This is a genomic window from Streptomyces sp. BR123, assembly GCF_013401435.1.
GTDB lineage: Bacteria > Actinomycetota > Actinomycetes > Streptomycetales > Streptomycetaceae > Streptomyces.
Genome location: NZ_JACBGN010000016.1, coordinates 1 through 17,948, shown reverse-complemented (window position 1 = coordinate 17,948; position 17,948 = coordinate 1). Strand labels below are relative to the sequence as shown.

Annotated in this window: 15 protein-coding genes; 8 read left to right on the top strand and 7 right to left on the bottom strand. The window is 68.8% G+C overall.

What is annotated here, in order from left to right; translation table 11 throughout:
- Positions 1-694: 694 nt before the first annotated feature.
- Genes HYE82_RS04580 through HYE82_RS04560 form a run of 5 tightly spaced genes read left to right on the top strand, consistent with a single transcriptional unit; the run spans position 695 to position 4,958 of the window.
- Positions 695-2,149, top strand: a complete 1,455-nt coding sequence (locus tag HYE82_RS04580; RefSeq protein ID WP_309144192.1) for an ATP-binding protein — start codon at positions 695-697, stop codon at positions 2,147-2,149.
- A 20-nt stretch (positions 2,150-2,169) separates the two neighbouring features.
- Positions 2,170-2,559: a roadblock/LC7 domain-containing protein gene (locus HYE82_RS04575; protein WP_179172614.1), complete on the top strand. Its 390-nt coding sequence runs from the start codon at positions 2,170-2,172 to the stop codon at positions 2,557-2,559.
- On the top strand, positions 2,556-2,912 hold the full coding sequence (locus HYE82_RS04570; RefSeq protein ID WP_179172613.1) for a DUF742 domain-containing protein: 357 nt from the start codon (positions 2,556-2,558) through the stop codon (positions 2,910-2,912). The genes HYE82_RS04575 and HYE82_RS04570 overlap by 4 nt, the downstream gene beginning before the upstream one ends.
- Positions 2,893-3,516, top strand: a complete 624-nt coding sequence (locus tag HYE82_RS04565) for an ATP/GTP-binding protein (RefSeq protein ID WP_179172612.1) — start codon at positions 2,893-2,895, stop codon at positions 3,514-3,516. The genes HYE82_RS04570 and HYE82_RS04565 overlap by 20 nt, the downstream gene beginning before the upstream one ends.
- On the top strand, positions 3,513-4,958 hold the full coding sequence (locus HYE82_RS04560) for a cytochrome P450 (protein ID WP_179172611.1): 1,446 nt from the start codon (positions 3,513-3,515) through the stop codon (positions 4,956-4,958). Before HYE82_RS04565 ends, HYE82_RS04560 begins: the two co-directional genes overlap by 4 nt.
- A gap of 124 nt (positions 4,959-5,082) precedes the next feature.
- Here the strand turns inward: HYE82_RS04560 and HYE82_RS04555 are convergent, their stop codons facing one another.
- A complete protein-coding gene (locus HYE82_RS04555; protein ID WP_179172610.1) occupies positions 5,083-6,168 on the bottom strand; it encodes a hypothetical protein in 1,086 nt (361 codons plus the stop codon).
- A gap of 1,212 nt (positions 6,169-7,380) precedes the next feature.
- On the opposite strand from HYE82_RS04555, the gene HYE82_RS04550 reads away from it, so the two are divergent.
- Positions 7,381-7,677: a hypothetical protein gene (locus HYE82_RS04550; RefSeq protein ID WP_179172609.1), complete on the top strand. Its 297-nt coding sequence runs from the start codon at positions 7,381-7,383 to the stop codon at positions 7,675-7,677.
- A gap of 16 nt (positions 7,678-7,693) precedes the next feature.
- On the opposite strand, the gene HYE82_RS04545 is transcribed toward HYE82_RS04550, so the two are convergent.
- The gene (locus HYE82_RS04545) at positions 7,694-7,840 is read right to left on the bottom strand and encodes a hypothetical protein (protein WP_256986918.1); all 147 of its coding nucleotides are present in this window, start codon (positions 7,838-7,840) and stop codon (positions 7,694-7,696) included.
- A gap of 340 nt (positions 7,841-8,180) precedes the next feature.
- Positions 8,181-8,945: an L-ribulose-5-phosphate 4-epimerase AraD gene (araD, locus tag HYE82_RS04540; protein ID WP_179172608.1), complete on the bottom strand. Its 765-nt coding sequence runs from the start codon at positions 8,943-8,945 to the stop codon at positions 8,181-8,183.
- Between the two features lie 337 nt (positions 8,946-9,282).
- On the opposite strand from araD, the gene HYE82_RS04535 reads away from it, so the two are divergent.
- A complete protein-coding gene (locus HYE82_RS04535) occupies positions 9,283-10,341 on the top strand; it encodes a LacI family DNA-binding transcriptional regulator (protein WP_179172607.1) in 1,059 nt (352 codons plus the stop codon).
- Positions 10,342-10,958: 617 nt separating this feature from the next.
- Here the strand turns inward: HYE82_RS04535 and yjfF are convergent.
- From yjfF to HYE82_RS04515, 4 genes are all read right to left on the bottom strand, one after another.
- Entirely contained in the window at positions 10,959-11,981 is a 1,023-nt protein-coding gene (gene yjfF / locus HYE82_RS04530; RefSeq protein WP_179172606.1) for a galactofuranose ABC transporter, permease protein YjfF, read from the bottom strand.
- Positions 11,978-13,078, bottom strand: coding sequence for an ABC transporter permease (locus HYE82_RS04525; RefSeq protein WP_179172605.1), 1,101 nt, complete (start codon positions 13,076-13,078; stop codon positions 11,978-11,980). The genes yjfF and HYE82_RS04525 overlap by 4 nt, the downstream gene beginning before the upstream one ends.
- On the bottom strand, positions 13,075-14,640 hold the full coding sequence (locus tag HYE82_RS04520; protein WP_179172604.1) for a sugar ABC transporter ATP-binding protein: 1,566 nt from the start codon (positions 14,638-14,640) through the stop codon (positions 13,075-13,077). The genes HYE82_RS04525 and HYE82_RS04520 overlap by 4 nt, the downstream gene beginning before the upstream one ends.
- A gap of 93 nt (positions 14,641-14,733) precedes the next feature.
- Positions 14,734-15,732, bottom strand: a complete 999-nt coding sequence (locus HYE82_RS04515) for an ABC transporter substrate-binding protein (RefSeq protein ID WP_179172603.1) — start codon at positions 15,730-15,732, stop codon at positions 14,734-14,736.
- A 524-nt stretch (positions 15,733-16,256) separates the two neighbouring features.
- On the opposite strand from HYE82_RS04515, the gene araB reads away from it, so the two are divergent.
- On the top strand, positions 16,257-17,948 hold a 1,692-nt coding region (gene araB / locus HYE82_RS04510), incomplete at its 3' end, for a ribulokinase (protein ID WP_179172602.1).

Here is a 17,948-nt window from a genome sequence, read left to right as displayed (position 1 = left end):
GGCTGAGGGACTCGATGGGCGCAGGGTCATCGTCGAGGCGACGACGAGTGGCCTGGGGCTCGGTGCCGCTCAGCGGCGGCAAGCAGGTGTGGGCCGAGATCCCCTGGCGCCGCGGCAGCGGCTGACGCACGGGGCGAGGCACGCTGCATCAGAACCGTGGCGTGGACGCCCCGGCCGCCCGCGGAGTCACGACGGGTGGCCGACGCCAGGATGGGCGGCGTGCCGAGCGCCTTGATATGTGATGCCAACGCCAACGCCAACGCCTGCCCCACAGAGGCGTCCGGGAGCCATAACCAGCAGCCTGCTGGGTGTGGTCGATTTCACGCATGTGCAGCGCCGCTATGGGCGGTGATCGATCAATTCCGGGTCTAGATCGATCAACGGAGGTTTCCCTTCCGGCAAGGTCACCTGGCCAACCCGAACTGACTATGCTCCCCTGCGTGTTGCGCTGCACTCACGGCGAGTCGAACGCTGTGCTGCGCGCGGACGGAGCCTGGCCGCAGAGAGGCGTGACCACCGATGCGATCCCGAAACGACCGTGCGGGGTACCCATCGGAAAACTTGTGCTCGGCCGAGCGAAGTCCCGACTGTTCTTGTCGTCGCACCGCATCAACCCCAGTCCATCAATTCCAGACGGTTTAGGGACCCCTCGATGGTTCGTGCAGGTTCAACCCCTAGAGCGCTGCCACGTTCAGTGGCTCCGGTATGGCTGATCCCCCCTGGTGTTCTGGCTGGGGCCTGTGTCATAGCGCTGATCTGTGTTCCCGCGCAGATACGCACGCCGGTTGCCTGGTGCGGCCTCGTCGCTGTCATCCTGACGGCCATCACTTCGGCTGACACGGCGCGCCGGGCACGCTCGGCAGAAGCGGCCCGCTACGCGCGGGCGAGTGCCGAGGTACAGCAGTACCACGCGCAACGCGAGACCGCGCTGCTCGCGCGCCTGTCCGATCAGCGGGCCACCACCGTATGGCTCGCCGAAGAGCTCCTCCCCGCGGCTGTCGCCCGTCTGCAGAAGGGTGAGCCCCCTTCGGAGATCCTGCAGTCCCTCACGTTCGGGGAGCACCTCGACAGCGAGTTCACCGAAGCGCTCCGGGCAGCCCTCAGGACGCTCCTGGAAGCAGTGGACGCCGAGGAGCAGACACGGGACTCCTCGCAGCGGGCACTGGTGGCGATCGCCCGACGGGTCCAGGCGATCGTGCATCAACTCGCCAAGGACCTCCGCGACATGCAGATCCTGCACGGTACGGATGTAGTGGTCTCCCACGGCCTGCAGGACATCGACCATCGCAATGCCCTGATCGGGCGACTTGCGGCCAGCATCGCGGTACTCGGTGACTCCCGGCCCGGGCGCCAGTGGTCGAAGGCGATCCCGCTCTACGACGTCGTGCGGGGGGCCATGTCACGCATCGTGGACTATCCCCGCGTGAAGCTGCAGTCGGTGACAGAGGTGGCTGTGGTCGGCCACGGAGCCGAGCCGCTGATCCACCTGCTCGCCGAGCTGCTCGACAACGCCACGTCTTTCTCGCCGCCGCACGCCCCGGTCGAGGTGACCGCGAGCGAGGTGCCCTCCGGTATCGCGATCGAGATCGAGGACCGTGGCGTCGGGCTCACCGAAGAGGTCCGCGAGCGCGTCGAACGCGTCATGGCTCGGGCATCATCCGGCATCGATCTCGCCGACCTGGGTGAGGCGACGCAGCTCGGCCTGCCCGTCGTCAGCAGACTGGCCCGCGAGAACGGCCTCGATGTCGAATTGCGCACCTCCGCGTACGGAGGAGTACGGGCCGTCGTGCTCGTTCCGCGGCGTCTGATCACCACGGTTCAGCAGCCGGCCCCGAAAGTCCAACCGTTCGCGCCGAAGCCCACGGGCGCACCCACCGTGCCGGGGCCGACGATGACGCGCGATGCCGCAGTTGAATCCGGCGGGGTCAAACAGACCGTCAACGGACTGCCGCAGCGGCGACGCGAGTCGCCCGTCCCGACACCGGTCGTCCGCACGAGCCCCCCTCCCCCCGCCGCTCCCGACGCCTCCCGGGGAACGGCCGGCGCACCCCGGCAGCCGGGCCTGATGTGGGAGGCGTTCAACGGCGAAAAGAAGCCCAGCACCAACCCGTCCAAGCAAACCAGCGAGCCGTCAGACGAGGGTGAGTAACCGTGCCGCCACAGCCCAACATGGACTGGATGCTCAAGGAGCTTGCGTCCAGCGTCCCGTACGTGCGACACGTGGTCGCGTTGTCATCGGACGGCCTGTGCATCGGTCAAGCGAACACCGAGCCCGACACCGCTGACGCGATCGCCGCTGCCTGCTCGGGCATCCAAAGCCTGGCGAAGGCCATCGCGCAGAAGTTCCCGCACGGAGACGGCTCGACGCGCATGGTCGGGATCGAAGTCGACGGCGGATACTTCTCCCTCATGGCGGCCGGACCCGGGGCCTACCTCGCGGTGCTGGCCGATGAGGAAGTGGACGCAGGGTTGCTGGGCGACCGCATGCGTACGCTGGTGGTCCGGATCGGCCAACACGTGACCAGCCCGCCTCGTGATGACGTCGGGCAGGCGATGTGACGTTACAGAACCAGGACGCATGGGATGAAGGCAGTCCCGTGCCGCTTTATGTCATCTCCGGTGGACCGGGTTCCTCAGCCAAAGCCTTCAACCTGGTCACCCTCATCGTATCGAGGTCCGCACCCGAACCCGGTATGCAGCCCGAGCAGGCGGCCATCCTCGCCATGTGCCAGTACCCGCTGTCGGTGGCCGAGATCTCCGCGTATCTCAGCCTGCCGTTCAGCGTCATCACGGTGCTGCTCTCCAAGCTCGTCGACAACGAGCGAGTTGAGGCCACTGCTCCCGTTCCTGTCGCGGCGGTCCCCGAACTTGGCCTTCTGGAGGCGGTGATCCATGGACTACGTAAGCTCTGACGCACCCGCCGCCGGCTCCCGCCGCTCGGACGTGCTGCTGCCGCACGGCGCCAGGGGAGTCAAGGTCGTGGTTGTCGGCGGCTTTGGGGTCGGCAAGACGACCATGGTCGGGGCGGTGAGCGAGATCCCACCCCTGACCACCGAAGAGACCATGACTCAAGCCGGCGTCGGGATCGACCACAATCCCGGTGCGGAAGGCAAGAACACCACGACCGTTGCCCTGGACTTCGGCCGCATCAGCATCAACGAAGAGCTGATCCTCTATCTCTTCGGGACGCCGGGGCAGGAGCGCTTCTGGTTCCTGTGGAACGGCATCTTCGAAGGCGCGCTCGGTGCCGTGGTCCTCGTCGACACCCGGAGGATCGAAGTCTGTTTCGAGATCATCACCCGTCTGGAAGACCGCCGTGTCCCTTTCGTCGTGGCCGTCAACACCTTCCCCGGTGCGCCGCAGCACCCGACACCGGTCCTGCGCACTGCTCTGGCCCTCAACGAATCGGTGCCCATCATCACCTGCGACGCACGCGACCGGGCGTCCAGCCGCGACGCCCTGCTCTCGCTGATGGGCTACCTGTGCACCCTCGCCGCCGCTCAGGAGACCGTATGACCGTCCCACCCGCTGACCACACCACCGCAGAACCGGGGCTCACCCCGCCCTCGGGCTGCCCGGCCCACACCGCCGCGGGAGTCGACGGAGTGACCCGGCTCCATGGCGCCGCAGCCGAAACCGACCCCATGGGCCTGTACGAGAAATTGCGCGCCGCCCACGGTCCGGTGGCGCCCGTCCTGCTCGACGGGGACGTACGTGCCTGGCTCGTCCTGGGGTACCTCGAGAACCGTGATGTGGCCAGCCGATCCACCCAGTTCTCCCGCGACCCCCGCATCTGGCACGGCTGGAAGAGCGGCGAGATCGACGCCACCACCTCGCCGCTGGTGCCGATGATCGGCTGGCGACCCGACTGCGTATGTGCCGACGGCGAAGAGCACCAGCGCCTGCGCGGTGCGGTTACGGCCGGCCTCAACCAGTTCGACCAACGCGGGCTCCGCCGCCACATCACCCGCTTCGCGCACCAGCTGGTCGATGAGTTCTGCGAATCGGGCAATGCGGAGCTGGTCAGTCAGTTCACCGAGCACCTGCCCATGCTCGTTCTCACCCAGCTGCTCGGAATGCCGGACGAGTACGGTCCCAAGCTCGTGCATGCCGCCCGGGACCTCTTCAAGGGCACGGAAACGTCGCTTGCGAGCAACGCCTATGTGCTGGAGACCCTCGAGCAGCTCGTCGTCGCCAAGCGCGCCCTGCCCGGGCAGGACATCGCATCCGTACTGATGGCCCACCCTGCCGACCTCACGGACGAGGAGGTGCAGCACCACCTGCGCCTCATCCTGCTCGCGGGCTATGAGACGACCGCCAATCTCATGTCCAACGTGCTGCGGATGGTGGTCACTGACCCGCGGTTCCGCGGGTCGTTGGCCGGCGGCCAGATGACCCTGCCGGAAGCAGTGGAGCAGGTGCTCTGGGACGAGCCACCGCTGATGGTGTGCCCAGGCCGCTGGGCCACCGGTGACACCTCCCTCGGAGGACAGGAGATCAAGGCGGGAGACATGCTCCTGCTGTGCCTGGCCGCCGGGAACGTCGACAAGGCGGTCCGCCCGGATCCCTCGACCCGCGTGCACCACAACCGCGCGCACCTGTCCTTCAGCGCCGGCGCCCATGAGTGCCCCGGCCAGGACATCAGCCGTGTCATCGCCGATACCGGCATCGACATCCTGCTCACCCGGCTTCCCGACATCGGCCTGGCCGTGCCCGAGGACGAGCTCACGTGGCGCTCCACCACCTGGTCCCGGCATCTGACGGCGCTGCCCGTGAAGTTCGCGTCCCGCAGTCCGGAAGCCCAAGATGTGCTGACACCGCTGCCGGCCCCGCCCCCGCCGAGCAGCGGTGTACCGGCGGAGCCCCAATGGGCGGTCGCCCAGTCCGAGTTGATGCGCGGACCGGAACCCCGTACCTCGTGGCGGGCACGGCTGAGGCGGCTTCTGCGGAGGCGGTAGGCCGCGCAGCTCGCACAAAGCCGAGTACCACAGCCGAGGAGGCTGCCCGGCCAGCGTGGGGCCGGCAGCCCCCTCGGAGCTGTTGCACGGCGCTCGTCACCCGCACATCGAGCTGGTGAGCACCTCATGACGCTGAGGGATACCGCTTGCCGGCGGGCACGCTGGCGGTGGAAGTCCGCTGCCCCGGGAACGGACCGTCTGCGGGAGCGTAGCGGGGTGCCCCGGTGTACCAGGCATGCAGGCCGGACAGGAAGCTGCGGGCTCCTCGGAGCCACACCTTCAGCTCGATCCGTTCGCGGCGGTTCACCCCGGCTCGCTGGATGAGCTGGGGCAGTTCGCTCTGTGTGAGGTGCTCGAAGTGGCGCAGTCGGGCGGTCACCAGATCCGCGGCGGCATGCATCGCCTCCTGGGCGGTGATGCCCAGGGATGTTTCGAGGACCATGACGAGGTTGTTGACGTCGTGTTCGTCATGGACCTCCCGCTGATAGGAGGCGATGTCGTTCGCCAGTCCCATGTAGTCCATGAAGGCGTCGAGCAGAGCGCGGACGGTCCGGCTGTGCCGGATCTTCTCAGGGATCCGAGCGCCAGTGGAGAGCTCGACGGAATAGGGGGCGGTATAGGCAGCGAAGCTTTCACGCCGGAACTGGGAGTACTCGATGAGGTCCGGGACACGGCCGGCGCGGCTGTTGGCCAGTTCCTGAACTCCCGCGTCGATGTACTTTGCCAGAGCCCGGTTGAGCCCGTGCCGCCAGTGCGTCAGTCTCGGGGGAAACAGGCGTTGCTGAAGGTCGGCCATGCCCCTTTCGACTGCATTTGTCGGCTCTGGTAACCGGGCGCCCGGCTCCTGCTGCAGGAAGGCGTGGAGACGGGCGGTGAAGGCCTGTGCGCCTGCGAGGTCGCCCGTCCGTTTGAAGGCGGAGGCGAAGTGGTCGTCCCAGGCCAGAGCCCATAGGTTGAACCGGTGATTGAGCCGCAGGTCGGCGAGTGAGGCATCAGGAAGAGCCCACGCGGTCAGCTGGTCAACGGCCATGTCGTGGAACTGGGACAGCGTCCAGATCGCCCGGCGGTGCGACGGCCTTTCGCCGCCGTCCAGCATGCCCATCTCTCGCGCCCACGTCTCGGTCTCCTCGCGCAGGGCCAGCAGGTACGGATTCACCCGCACCGGGTACGGCATCCGCAGTATCGGGAGCTTGACGGCCTGCACTGTCATGGTGTTCCCTGCTTCCCTCTCGGCGTACATCGGTGTGCGGGCCGCAACTGCGAGTGGCCTGCCCTTCGAGGGCGGCCTGCCTTGCCATTACCGACTCGCCCGGTTGGAGTGGGGTCAGGTCAACCCGTGTCGTGTCTCTGACGTCGTATCCGAGTGCCCCTTGATCGTGGACTGGAAGAGGAACGCGAATGTCAGCTCCTGGGGCATGGTTTCCTCCTCCGAGACGGCCCATGGGTTGACGATCCACTGTTGCCACGGGGACGGACGCCGAACCGTTCCCACCCTTTGGTGCTCCAAACGTGCCCACCCCGGCCGATTTACAACCCCTGCAGTCATGGTCGGCCGGCGTTCAGGGCTGGTTTGTAAGGAATGAAACGATCCTTCTGCGTCGGTTCGGCAAAAGTTCGATGCAAAAGCTCGCCGTGATCGACCAGTGATTGCCAGTCGGCGTGCGTGGGCGTGCGGTTCCGGTACGCGCTGTTGCCCGGCGCACCCGTTCGCCTTCCTGACCTCCGCGGGCCACGGCGGTGAACCTGCCCGGTAGCCTGCCGGAGCAGGCTGCCCCGTCCGGGCGCCGCACGAGTCCCCGCGGCCAGCCACATGAGCACGTCCGTTCCGTCTGGCCAAGATCATGTCGACGTGGACCAGGTCGCCCGGCTTGTCGGGCTCGTAGCGGATGGCCTCGCGCAGCTGTTCGCCGCTCGGGGGCCAGGTCGCGCAGCCGGTTGAGTCCTCGCCGCACGAGAATGCGATGCACAGCCCGGTTGGTCCTCTTGGAGAGCCCGTTCCAGAGGCCTGGCACGCAGGTCACCCTGATCCGGCCCGAGCGGCGGGTGCGCAGGGTTGTGCTTGTCCTGCCCGTCGAGAAGGGCGACGGGCGCAAGTACGGCCACAGCCTCGCTGAGATCGGACGGCTCCCGGGTCACCTGCGTGACGGGACTGTCTTCGCCGCACCGACGTTCAGCGAGTCGCCCTGGCTGGTCAACCACGCGTTCGGGCCGACTGTCGGCAGGAGGACCACCTCGTCCGTGTGGTCGTGCCGACGGTCCTGGCCCTGCTCGGCACGCAGGTGCGGCCTCCGGTGCACCTGCTGGGATTCAGCAAGGGAGGCTTGCCGCCCTCAACCTGCCGACCCGGCACCCCGGCCTCTTCGCCGTCGCCAGCGTCTGGGATGCCTCACTGCTCAGCGACCGGCCGCCCCACCCGCAGCTCGTGGACGTCGCCGGCAGCACCGCACGGCTCGACGAGTACGACGTACGGCAGAACCTGCGCCGCCACGCCCAAGCCCTCCGAGGGGCCCGCCGTATCTCGCTCGGCGGCATCGGCACCCTGGAAGCCGACTGGACCGCCGGCCGCCAGCTCCTCGACGCGCTCGGCATCCCCCACGACGCCTACCGGGATGCCCCGGCAGATCATCGGTGGGACACCGCGTGGCTCGCTCCCGCCATCCGGCACCTGCTCGCCCTCGAAGCTGGCTTCTTCCCGAATCCGAGCGCCCGGGAGGAGTGAAGGCGGGAAGGGCGGATCAGTCCTTCAGCAGCTGGTCGCGTACCGGAATCCAGTCCAGGGCGGAGCGGATGCCGTCCTCCAGGGACAGCTTCGGCGTCCACCCCAGCAGCTCGGCCTCCCGGTCGCTCTTGGTGTAGCCGCCGGCCACGTCACCGGGCCCCACATAGGGATCATCCAGCTCGCTACGGCGACGCGAGAAGCGCTGGGTGGCCGGGTCGACAATCGGGTCGTCGATGCCAAGGCCAGGAGGGTGTTCAGGGTGGTGCCTTCGGGCGCGAGCTCACGTAGTGGGTGATCTCGGCGGGGTCGGTGATGATGCGGCGGACGAGGACCCAAGGCTCGACGCCCTCCTCGCGCCACGGGCGGATCGGCGCCCGGGCCCATTCGTGGACGCGCTCACCTGGGGCGCTCCGCCCGCACGAGCGTCGCTTCCACGCCTGCCGGAGCAGACCTGCAACCGGTTCCTCCCCCGGACGGTCCCTGCATGGGACGGTCTGGCCGCATCATGCGCCGCCGAGGCGGTGCGCGGCCTCGGATGTCCGGGCCCGAGGGACGTTGCCGTAATAGGCGTCCGGTCCGTGCTTACGGGTGAAGTGCCGCTCCAGCAGATGCCTCGGCGGTTCGGAGGCCTCCCCGAGAGCGGACCCCAGCGCCAGCGTGTGCAGCGCCATCTCCGCCACGGCCTCGCAGACGATGGCGTTCTCCAGCGCTGCCTTCGCGGTGGCGCCCCAGGTGAAGGGGCCGTGTCGGGAGACGAGCGCTCCGGGAACCTCGTCGGCCCGACGGGGGTCGCCGTCGAGCCGGGCAACGATCACCTGTCCGGTGTTGTACTCGTAGTCCTGTGCGCACTGCTCGGCGGTGAGGTCCTCCGTCACGGGGACGGGCCCGTTGAAGGTGTCGGCGTGTGTCGTGCCGAGGACGGGGATAGGGCGGCGTGCCTGGGCAAAGGCGACGGCGTGCGCCGAGTGCGTGTGAGTGACGCCGCCGATGGAGGGGAAGGCCCGGTAGAGGCACCGATGGGTTTCGGTGTCGGTGGAAGGCCTGAGGTGCCCGTCGACGACCCGCCCGTCCTCCAGTGCCACCACCACCAGGTCCTCCTCGGTGAGGTCGGCGTAGGAGACCCCGGACGGCTTGATGACGAAGACGTCGGCGTCTCGGTCCACTCCGCTGACGTTTCCCCAGGTGAGGGTGGCTAGACCGGCCTCCGGGATGCGCAGGTTGGCCGCGAGTACCTCGCGACGGAGGTCTCTGAGGATGGTCTCGCTCACTACGCTCTCACCGTCTCTCCGACATGCGCGGCGGCTTCTGGGGACCGGCGTCCGGCAGGCCCCGCAGTCGCGCACGAGTGGACTGGACTGATCGGGGGGCGCGCTAGGCGTCGTGGCTGCCGCGTCCGTAGCCCCCCTCGAATTGTGAGCGCTAACAAGCACAAACCTCAAGAGGGAGAGAAGAAGATTCCTGCCCGTACCCTGCGCTCATCGCTGCATAATGTGAGCGCCAACACTAATACTCCGTCGACAACCTCCCGGTTGGTCCGAGCTGTGTGCGGGCCGCGGCTGGTTCGGTACCTTGAGGGAAGGCCGCTCGATGAGGAAAGCAAGAGAGTTGACCCAGCTCCCAGACGTCGCGCGAGCGCCCACGATGACGGACGTCGCGCGCGTCGCCGGTGTGTCCCATCAGACCGTTTCACGGGTGCTCAGCGACCACCCGAACGTCAGCGCCAAGACCCGGGCCGCCGTGACACAGGTCATTGAGCAGCTGGGGTACCGCCGCAACTCGGCAGCCCGGGCTCTGGCCACTCGCCGGACCCACACACTGGGCGTCATCGCGGTGAACACCACTCTGCACGGGCCCGCCAGCACCGTGGCGGGAGTTCAAGAGGCGGCGCGGGACCGCGGCTATCTGACGTCCGCCGTCACGCTTCGGACCGCCACGCAGACAGCCCTCGCAGAAGCCATGCAGCACCTCGCCGGGTGGGGCGTGGAGGGGATCGTCGCCGTCACTCCTCAACGCGACGCGGTGAGGGCCTTGGCGGCATTGGAAGCACCGTGCCCGGTGGTCACCGTGGAAGGCGGCCACACCCTGGACCTGCCCGGGGTGTCGCTGGACCAGAACCTCGGCGCTCGCATGATCACGGAACATCTTCTCGCGTCGGGCCACTCCACCGTGTGGCACGTCGCAGGCCCTCCCGACTGGCTCGAGAGCGAGGCCCGCGCGCAGGGGTGGGAGGACGCGCTACGAGAGGCGGGCGCCGAGGTGCCGCCCCTGCTGCGCGGCGACTGGAGTCCGCTGTCGGGATACCAGGCCGGCCAGCAGCTCGCGGGTCGGGTCCGGGCATCACGAGGGCGGGGAGCGGGCCTCACTGCGGTGTTCGTCGCCAACGACCAGATGGCCCTCGGTGTCCTACGGGCCTTGCGGGAAGCGGGCCTGCGCACGCCGGAGGACGTGGCCGTCGCCGGCTTCGACGACATCCCCGAGGCGGAGTTCTTCCCGCCCCCGCTGACGACAATCCGTCAGGACTTCGCCTCGATCGGCCGCGGCAGCATCGGGCTGCTCCTGGACCACATCGAGGGCCGGACTGACGAGTCGACGCACCTGGTGGTGGCGCCCGAGCTCATCGTGCGCGCCAGTACGGCCCGCAGGAGCTCTCCCCCCAGCGCATGACCCCACCGCCAGGAATCGCCCCTCCCGTGGGGAGCCGGGCTCCGGGCATCGACAGCACTTCGGACGGGGAAGGTCCCTTTTCCGGACGCGAAAGCCGTCGGCCGGTGCCCCTGCGACACGTCTCTCCGCGCAGGCAGGCGACGCATGAACCAAGGTGCCCGCATCCGGAGGCGTTGGCCGAGGGAGCGCTGGCCGCAGTGTGGCGGCCCCGGCAGACGTGCGGCCGACACACCGGAACGACCGACGGCGTCGCCCGAGCCGGGCCGGCGTGCCCCGGGAAAATGGCGAAGCGGTCGGCGGAAGAGATCTCCGCGTCTCTGGATGAGCAGATGGCGATCGTACCGGCCGCGGATACGGCCGGCGCCGCCCCTCTCAGGCAGTGGCCGTGGTCAAACTGTGGATCGTGGCGGACCAGTACCTTGCGCGGAGTGGACCTGGATGCCCGGTTCCGTGGTGCGCACGTCCCTGCGGCGGCCGGATGCGGGAGCGTACGACACGGCGGCCTTCCGAGGCGGGCTCGCCGGGCGCCGCCGAGGACCGAATGGAGGCGGCGCCGGGCGTGTGTACCTCCGCACGGGCCGCCGGGGAAGCCGAACCGCCACCTCTCGATCCGGGAGTCAGTCGGCGGCAGGGCGGCGTCCGCTCATCAGGCGTTGCAGCACGATGAAGACGAGCAGAAGGGCACCGATGACGATCCGGGTCCACCAGGAGCTGAGCGTGCCCTGGAAGTTGACGACCGTCTGGATCATGGCGAGGACGAGCACGCCGAGGGCGGTGCCCAGCACGAAGCCGGAGCCTCCGGTCAGCAGCGTGCCGCCGATCACGGTGGCGGCGATCGCGTCCAGTTCCATGCCCATGGCATGGAGGGCGTAGCCGGAGAGCATGTAGAAGGTCAGCAGCAGGCCGCCGAGTGCGGAGCACAGGCCGCTGACGGCGTATACGGCAATCTTGGTGGAGCCCACCGGAAGACCCATCAGGCGTGCGGAGGACTCATTGCCGCCCAGTGCGTACACGTTGCGGCCGAAGCCCGTGTGGTGCAGTACGACGAAGGCGATCACCAGCACGGCCAGGGCGATGACCACCGGGATCGAGACGAACAGTCCCCCCGGGCCGTACAGCCGGGTCTGCGCGATTCCCGCCGTGGTGGGGTCGCTGATCGTGATGGATTCGGTGCTGATCGTGTAGCAGAGCCCGCGGGCGAGGAACATGCCGGCCAAGGTGACGATGAACGGCTGGATCTCGAAGGTGTGGATGATCCAGCCCATGAACGTCCCGCTCGCGGCGCCGACCAGCAGGACCAGTGGAATGACGGTGGCCAGGGGCCAACCGTGCGACTCGACCAGCCAGGCGGTGAGCGTGGTCGACAGGGCCACCATGGAGCCGACGGACAGATCGATGCCGCCGGTGAGGATGACGAAAGTCGCCCCGACCGCGACGACCAGGAGGAATCCGTTGTCGATCAGCAGGTTCAACACGACTTGCGCGGACAGGAAGCCCTCGTAGCGCACCGATCCGACGCTGAACATGACGACCAGCAGGACGGCCGTGACGATCAACGGGATACGGGTGCGGGTGCGTGGGGACACGGTCGCGAGGGGGCGGGTGAGTTGCGCGGCGGCGCTCGCGATGCCGGTACTCATGCGCGTACCTCCTGCTGCTGCGGGGCGGCACCCGCCGTGGTGTGGGATCGGGGAGTGGTCGTCCTGCGGCGGCGCAGGACCTTGGCCCGGAAGACCGGGGACTGGACGAGGCAGACGACGATGACGACGACGGCCTTGAAGACGAGGGTGGTCTCGGGTGGGACGCCGAGGGTGTAGACGGTGGTGGACAGGGTCTGGATGATCAGGGCGCCCAGGACGGTGCCGCCGAGGGAGAAGCGTCCCCCGGTCAGGGCGGTGCCGCCGACGACGACGGCGAGGATCGCGTCGAGTTCGATCCACAGGCCGGCGTTGTTGCCGTCGGCGCTGGAGACGTTGGAGCTGATCATCAGCCCGGCGACGGCGGCGCACAGCGCGCTGAAGACGTAGACCAGGGCGAGCAGACCACCGGCGCGGATGCCGACCAGGCGGCTGGCGGCTGGGTTGCCGCCCACGGACTCGATCAGCATGCCGAGTGCGCTGCGACGGGTGATGAAGGCGGTGAGCGCGACGAGGGCGGTGGCCAGGAGGACGGCGAACGGGAAGGTCAGCCAGTAGCCGCCCCCGATCATCTTGTAGGGGGCGCTGGTCACCGTGATGATCTGTCCGTCGGTGATCAGCTGGGCGACGCCGCGGCCCGCGACCATGAGGATCAAGGTGGCCACGATGGGCTGCACTCCCAGCCCGGACACCAGGAAGCCGTTGGCGAGGCCCAGCACGAGGGCCACGCCGAGCGCGAGGGCGATGGCCGTGAGCATGGTGGCGACGCTGCCGGGATGTGGGGCGGTGGAGATGTGCCCACAGGCGAGGGCTCCGGCGATGGCGACGGTGGAACCCACCGAGAGGTCGATGCCGCGGGTGGCGATGACGAGGGTCATGCCGAGCGCCACGAGGGTGAGGGGCGCCCCGAATTGGAGGATGTCGACGAGGCTGCCGTAGAGGTGGCCGTCCCGTATGCGGACGGAGAAGAAGTCGTGGTGGAACGCGAGGTTGCCGAGGAGCAGCGCGAGCAGGATGAGCGCGGGCCACAGCAGGCGGTGGCCGGCCAGTCGTCTCCCGACTCCGCCGATCGCCTGGGGCTTGGCAGGCCGGTGGGTCATGGGTCCGCTCCGGTGGCGATGGTGGTGAGTATGCGTTCGGGCGTGACGCTGCCGTCGTTCGTGAGGGTGGCCACCATGCGGTGGTCGCGGAGCACGGCGATGTGGTGACTCAGGCGCAGGACCTCTTCGAGTTCCGCCGAGATGAACAGCACGGCGGTGCCTTCCCTCGCCAGGCGGGCCACGAGTTTCTGGATCTCCGCCTTGGCCCCGATGTCGATGCCCCGGGTGGGTTCGTCGAGGATCAGGAGCCGGGGCGCGGTCAGCAGCCAACGCGCGAGGAGGACCTTCTGCTGGTTGCCTCCGCTGAGGTGGCGTACCTCCGCTTCGGGGTCGGCGGGGCGGATGTCCAGGGCATCGATCCAGTGCCGTGCCAGTTCGTCCTGTCTCGCACGGGTCAGCGGCCTGGTCCAGCCGCGGGCGGCCTGCAGAGCGAGGATGATGTTCTCGCGGACCGTGAGCTCGCCCACCAGCCCCTCGGACTTGCGGTTCTCGGAGCAGAACGCGATGCCCCGGGCGATGGCATGGCGAGGGGTGCGCAGGAGTACCTTTCTGCCCTCGATGCTCACTTCTCCGGCGTCCGCGCTGTCCGCGCCGAACAGGAGGCGCGCCACTTCGGTGCGGCCTGAGCCCAGGAGGCCGGCCAGTCCGATGACCTCACCGGCATGGATGTCGAGGTCGTACGGTTCGATCGAGCCCGTGCGGGTCAGCTGTCGAGCCTGGAGGAACGGCTCGCTGGTCGCCCGTTCGGCCGCTTCCTCGTGGGCACGGACGGACAATTGGTCGAGGGTGGCCAGTTCTCCGCCGATCATGCGCTGTACCAGCGTCACCGGAGTGAGTTCGCCGATGGGGTACTCGCCTTCCAGGCGGCCGTTGCGCAGGATGGTGACGCGGTCGCAGAGATCGAATACCTGGTCGAGGAAGTGCGTGACGAACAGGATGGCCGCACCGCGGTCACGCAGACGCCGCACCAGGGTGAAGAGCTGGGCCACCTCCTCGCGATCCAGGCTGGAGGTGGGTTCGTCCAGCACCAGCACCTTCGCCGAGACGTCCACCGCCCGGACGATGGCGACCAGTTGCTGCACGGCCAGGGAGTGCGAACCGAGCAGACCGGTGACGTCCAGGTCCAGGTCCAGGTCCGTCAGCAGCGCTGCCGCCCGCTGCCGCATCGCGGACCAGTGGATGAGACCGAACCGGCGCGGTTCGCGCCCGATGAGGATGTTCTCGGCGACCGAGATGTTCGGGCAGAGATTGACCTCCTGGTAGACGGTGCTGATTCCGGCCCGCTGCGCCTGGAGGGGGTCTGCGAACGTGTGAGGCCGGCCGTCGACGAGGATGGTGCCGCCGTCGGCGGGGTGGACACCGGTGAGCACCTTGATCAAGGTGGACTTCCCGGCGCCGTTCTCGCCCATCAGGGCGTGCACCTCACCGGGGAAGAGCCGCAGGGCGACTCCGTCGAGGGCGAGCACGCCCGCGAACTGCTTGCGGATGTCCTGGGCTTCCAGGACCGGCCGCGGCCGCGGGCCGCCGGCGTCCGTGGGCCGCGGGGTGGACGGGGATGCCATCCGCCCTCCTCTCGTGGGGGGGTGGTGGAGCGGGTTCCGGACGGTGAAGGAGGCGCCGGGGCCGGGCCTCCTCCGGCACCGGAACGTGCTGCTTCAGTAGTTCCGGGACGGCAGGGCGGCTGCGGCCTTGTCCTGCGGGAAGACACCCTCCTCGGTCTCGACACGAGCCGGCACGTTCTCCCCTGCCACGACCTTCTTGGCCAGCTCCATCAGCTGGTCACCGAGCAGCGGGTTGCACTCCACCACGACGTTGATCTTGCCCTCGGTCATCGCGACGAAGGCGTCCTTGATCCCGTCCACCGAGATCACCTTGATGTCCGTCCCGGGCTTCTTGCCGGACTCCTCGATGGCCTGGATGGCCCCGAGGGCCATGTCGTCGTTGTGGGCGTAGAGGACGTCGATGTCCTTCTGGGACTTCAGGAACGCCTGCATGACTTCCTTGCCCTTGGCGCGGGTGAAGTCGCCCGACTGCGAGGCAACGATCCTGAACTTGTTGTCGGCGCGGATGACGTCGGCGAAGCCGGCCTTGCGGTCGTTGGCGGGTGCGGAGCCCGTGGTGCCCTGGAGCTCGACGATGTTGACCGGGCCCTGCTCGTTCGCGTATGCGCCGGTCAGCCACTCGCCCGCGGACTTTCCCTCCTTGACGAAGTCCGAGCCCAGGAAGGTCTTGTAGAGGGAGGTGTCCTTGGTGTCCACGGCACGGTCGGTGAGGATGACCGGGATGCCTGCGTCCTTGGCCTCCTTCAGCACTGTGTCCCAGCCGGACTCCACGACCGGTGAGAAGGCGATGACGTCGACCTTCTGCTGGATGAAGGTGCGGATCGCCTTGATCTGGTTCTCCTGCTTCTGCTGCGCGTCGGAGAACTTGAGGGTGATTCCGGCCTTCTTCGCCGCCTCCTGGACGGACTTGGTGTTGGCGGTGCGCCAACCGCTCTCGGCGCCGACCTGGGCGAAGCCGAGCGTGATCGTCTTGCCGGATCCCGCCTTGGCTCCCGAGGAGGAGCCGGAGGCGGGACCCTCGGTCGAGCAGGCGGTCAACGCCGAGGAGACGAGAAGGGCGGCGGTGAGGACGAGAGCTGCTCTGCGAGCCATGTCGAGTGTCCTTTCAGGGTGCACGGAAGAGGCACCGCGCGGTCGGGGCCGGGCTTTGCCCACCAGGAGCCCCAGGAGTGCCTCTGCTCGACGGCCGGGGCGGCCGGCGTCGGGGCCGGCAGCCGGCAGCCGGCAGTCGGCAGTCGGAGATCAAGTTGAGCGCTGTCGCATTGTGAGCGCTAACAAGCCACGTTCTCAACCCCCTTGCGCGCGTTACCTGTCCGTTACTGCATCGGCTGCGGCAACGAGGCGGACTTCTCTTTGCCAACGCCCTCGCCCCGGCGGCACGAGCGCGATGAAGCCTCAACGCGCGTCGCGTCGACGGCAGATCCGCTCGGACCGCCCGACGTATACGGAGGCCGCTGCGCCGATGGAGCTCGCACATGACCCGCACACACCTCTTGCCTCTCGACATTGTTAGCGCTCACACTGCGTGGGACCACTCGACCGACCGTCAGGTTTCGGGCGGCACTCCGCCTGCCGGGCCGCCTGCCGCCCCCACGGCTCCTTCGAAAGGCACTCTGTTGACGTCATCCCATCCCCTCACGCCCACCCCGCATTCCGAGGAATCGGAGCAGTACACGGTCGGCGTCGACTTCGGCACGCTGTCGGGCCGCGCCGTGGTGGTGCGGGTTCGCGACGGTCAGGAGCTGGCCGCGGCGGTCCACGCCTACCGGCACGGCATCATCGACCGGCACCTGCCGCACGGCGGTGCGCAACTGCCTCCGGACTGGGCCCTGCAACACCCCCAGGACTGGCGGGACGTACTGCGTCACGCCGTCCCCGAGGCCGTGGCGGCGGCCGGGGTCGATCCTGCCGCGGTGATCGGCATCGCCACAGACTTCACCGCGTGCACCGTCCTGCCCACGCTGGCCGACGGGACTCCCCTCGCCGAGACCGAGCTCGCCGGACGGCCGCACGCGTGGCCCAAGCTGTGGAAGCACCACGCGGCCCAGCCGCATGCCGACCGCATCAACGAACTCGCCCACGCCCGCGGGGAGAAGTGGATCGCCCGCTACGGCGGCCGGATCTCCGCCGAGTGGCAGTTCGCGAAGGCCCTCCAGGTCCTGGAGGAGGATCCGCTCGTCTACGAAACCTGCGCGCGGTGGATCGAGGCCGCCGACTGGATCGTGTGGCAGCTCACCGCAACCGAGTCCCGCAACGCCTGCACGGCCGGGTACAAGGGAATCCACCAGGACGGCGCCTACCCGAGCGAGGAGTACCTGGCCGCGCTCAACCCCCGGTTCGCCGACTTCGCACGTACCCGCCTCGAATTCCCCCTCTCCGCGCTGGGCTCACGGGTGGGCTCGCTCAGTACCGAGGCAGCAGCTTGGACAGGACTGCGCCCCGGCATCGCCGTGGCGGCGGGCAACGTCGACGCCCATGTCACCGCAGCGGCGGCCCAGGCCGTCGAGGACGGTCAACTGCTCGCCATCATGGGCACCTCCACCTGCCACGTCGTGAACGCTCCCGTCCTCGCCGATGTCCCCGGCATCTGCGGTGTCGTCAACGGTGGGATCGTCGAGGGAACCTACGGCTACGAGGCCGGCCAGAGCGCGGTCGGCGACATCTTCGCCTGGGTGCTGGACCAAGGCGTCCCGCCGGACTACCTCGCCGAGGCCGCCGACCGCGGCGAGGACCTGCACACCCTGCTGACCCGGAAAGCCGCCCGACAGCCGGTCGGCGGCCACGGACTGGTCGCCCTCGACTGGCTGAACGGCAACCGTTCGGTCCTCGTCGACCACCACCTCTCCGGAGTCATCGTGGGTCTCACCCTCGCGACCCGCCCCGAGGACGTCTACCGTGCGCTGCTCGAGGCCACCGCGTTCGGCACCCGCGTCATCGTGGAGGCCCTTGAGGCGGGCGGCGTACCGGTGAACGAGTTCATCGTCGCCGGCGGACTGGCCAAGAACGAACTGCTGATGCAGATCTACTCCGACGTGCTGCGCCGCCCCGTCTCCCTCGCCGCGTCCGACCAGGGCCCCGCCCTCGGGTCGGCCATCCACGCCGCCGTAGCCGCCGGCGCGCACACCGACGTGCGCACGGCCACCGCCGCCATGGGCCGCCGACGGCCTGCCGTCTACACGCCCGACGCCTCCCGGGCCGACGCCTACGACGCCCTCTTCGCCGAGTACCGGCTCCTGCACGACCACTTCGGCACCGGCGGCCTGCTGCACCGCCTGAGGAACATCCGCGACACCGCCCACCCCGCAGGC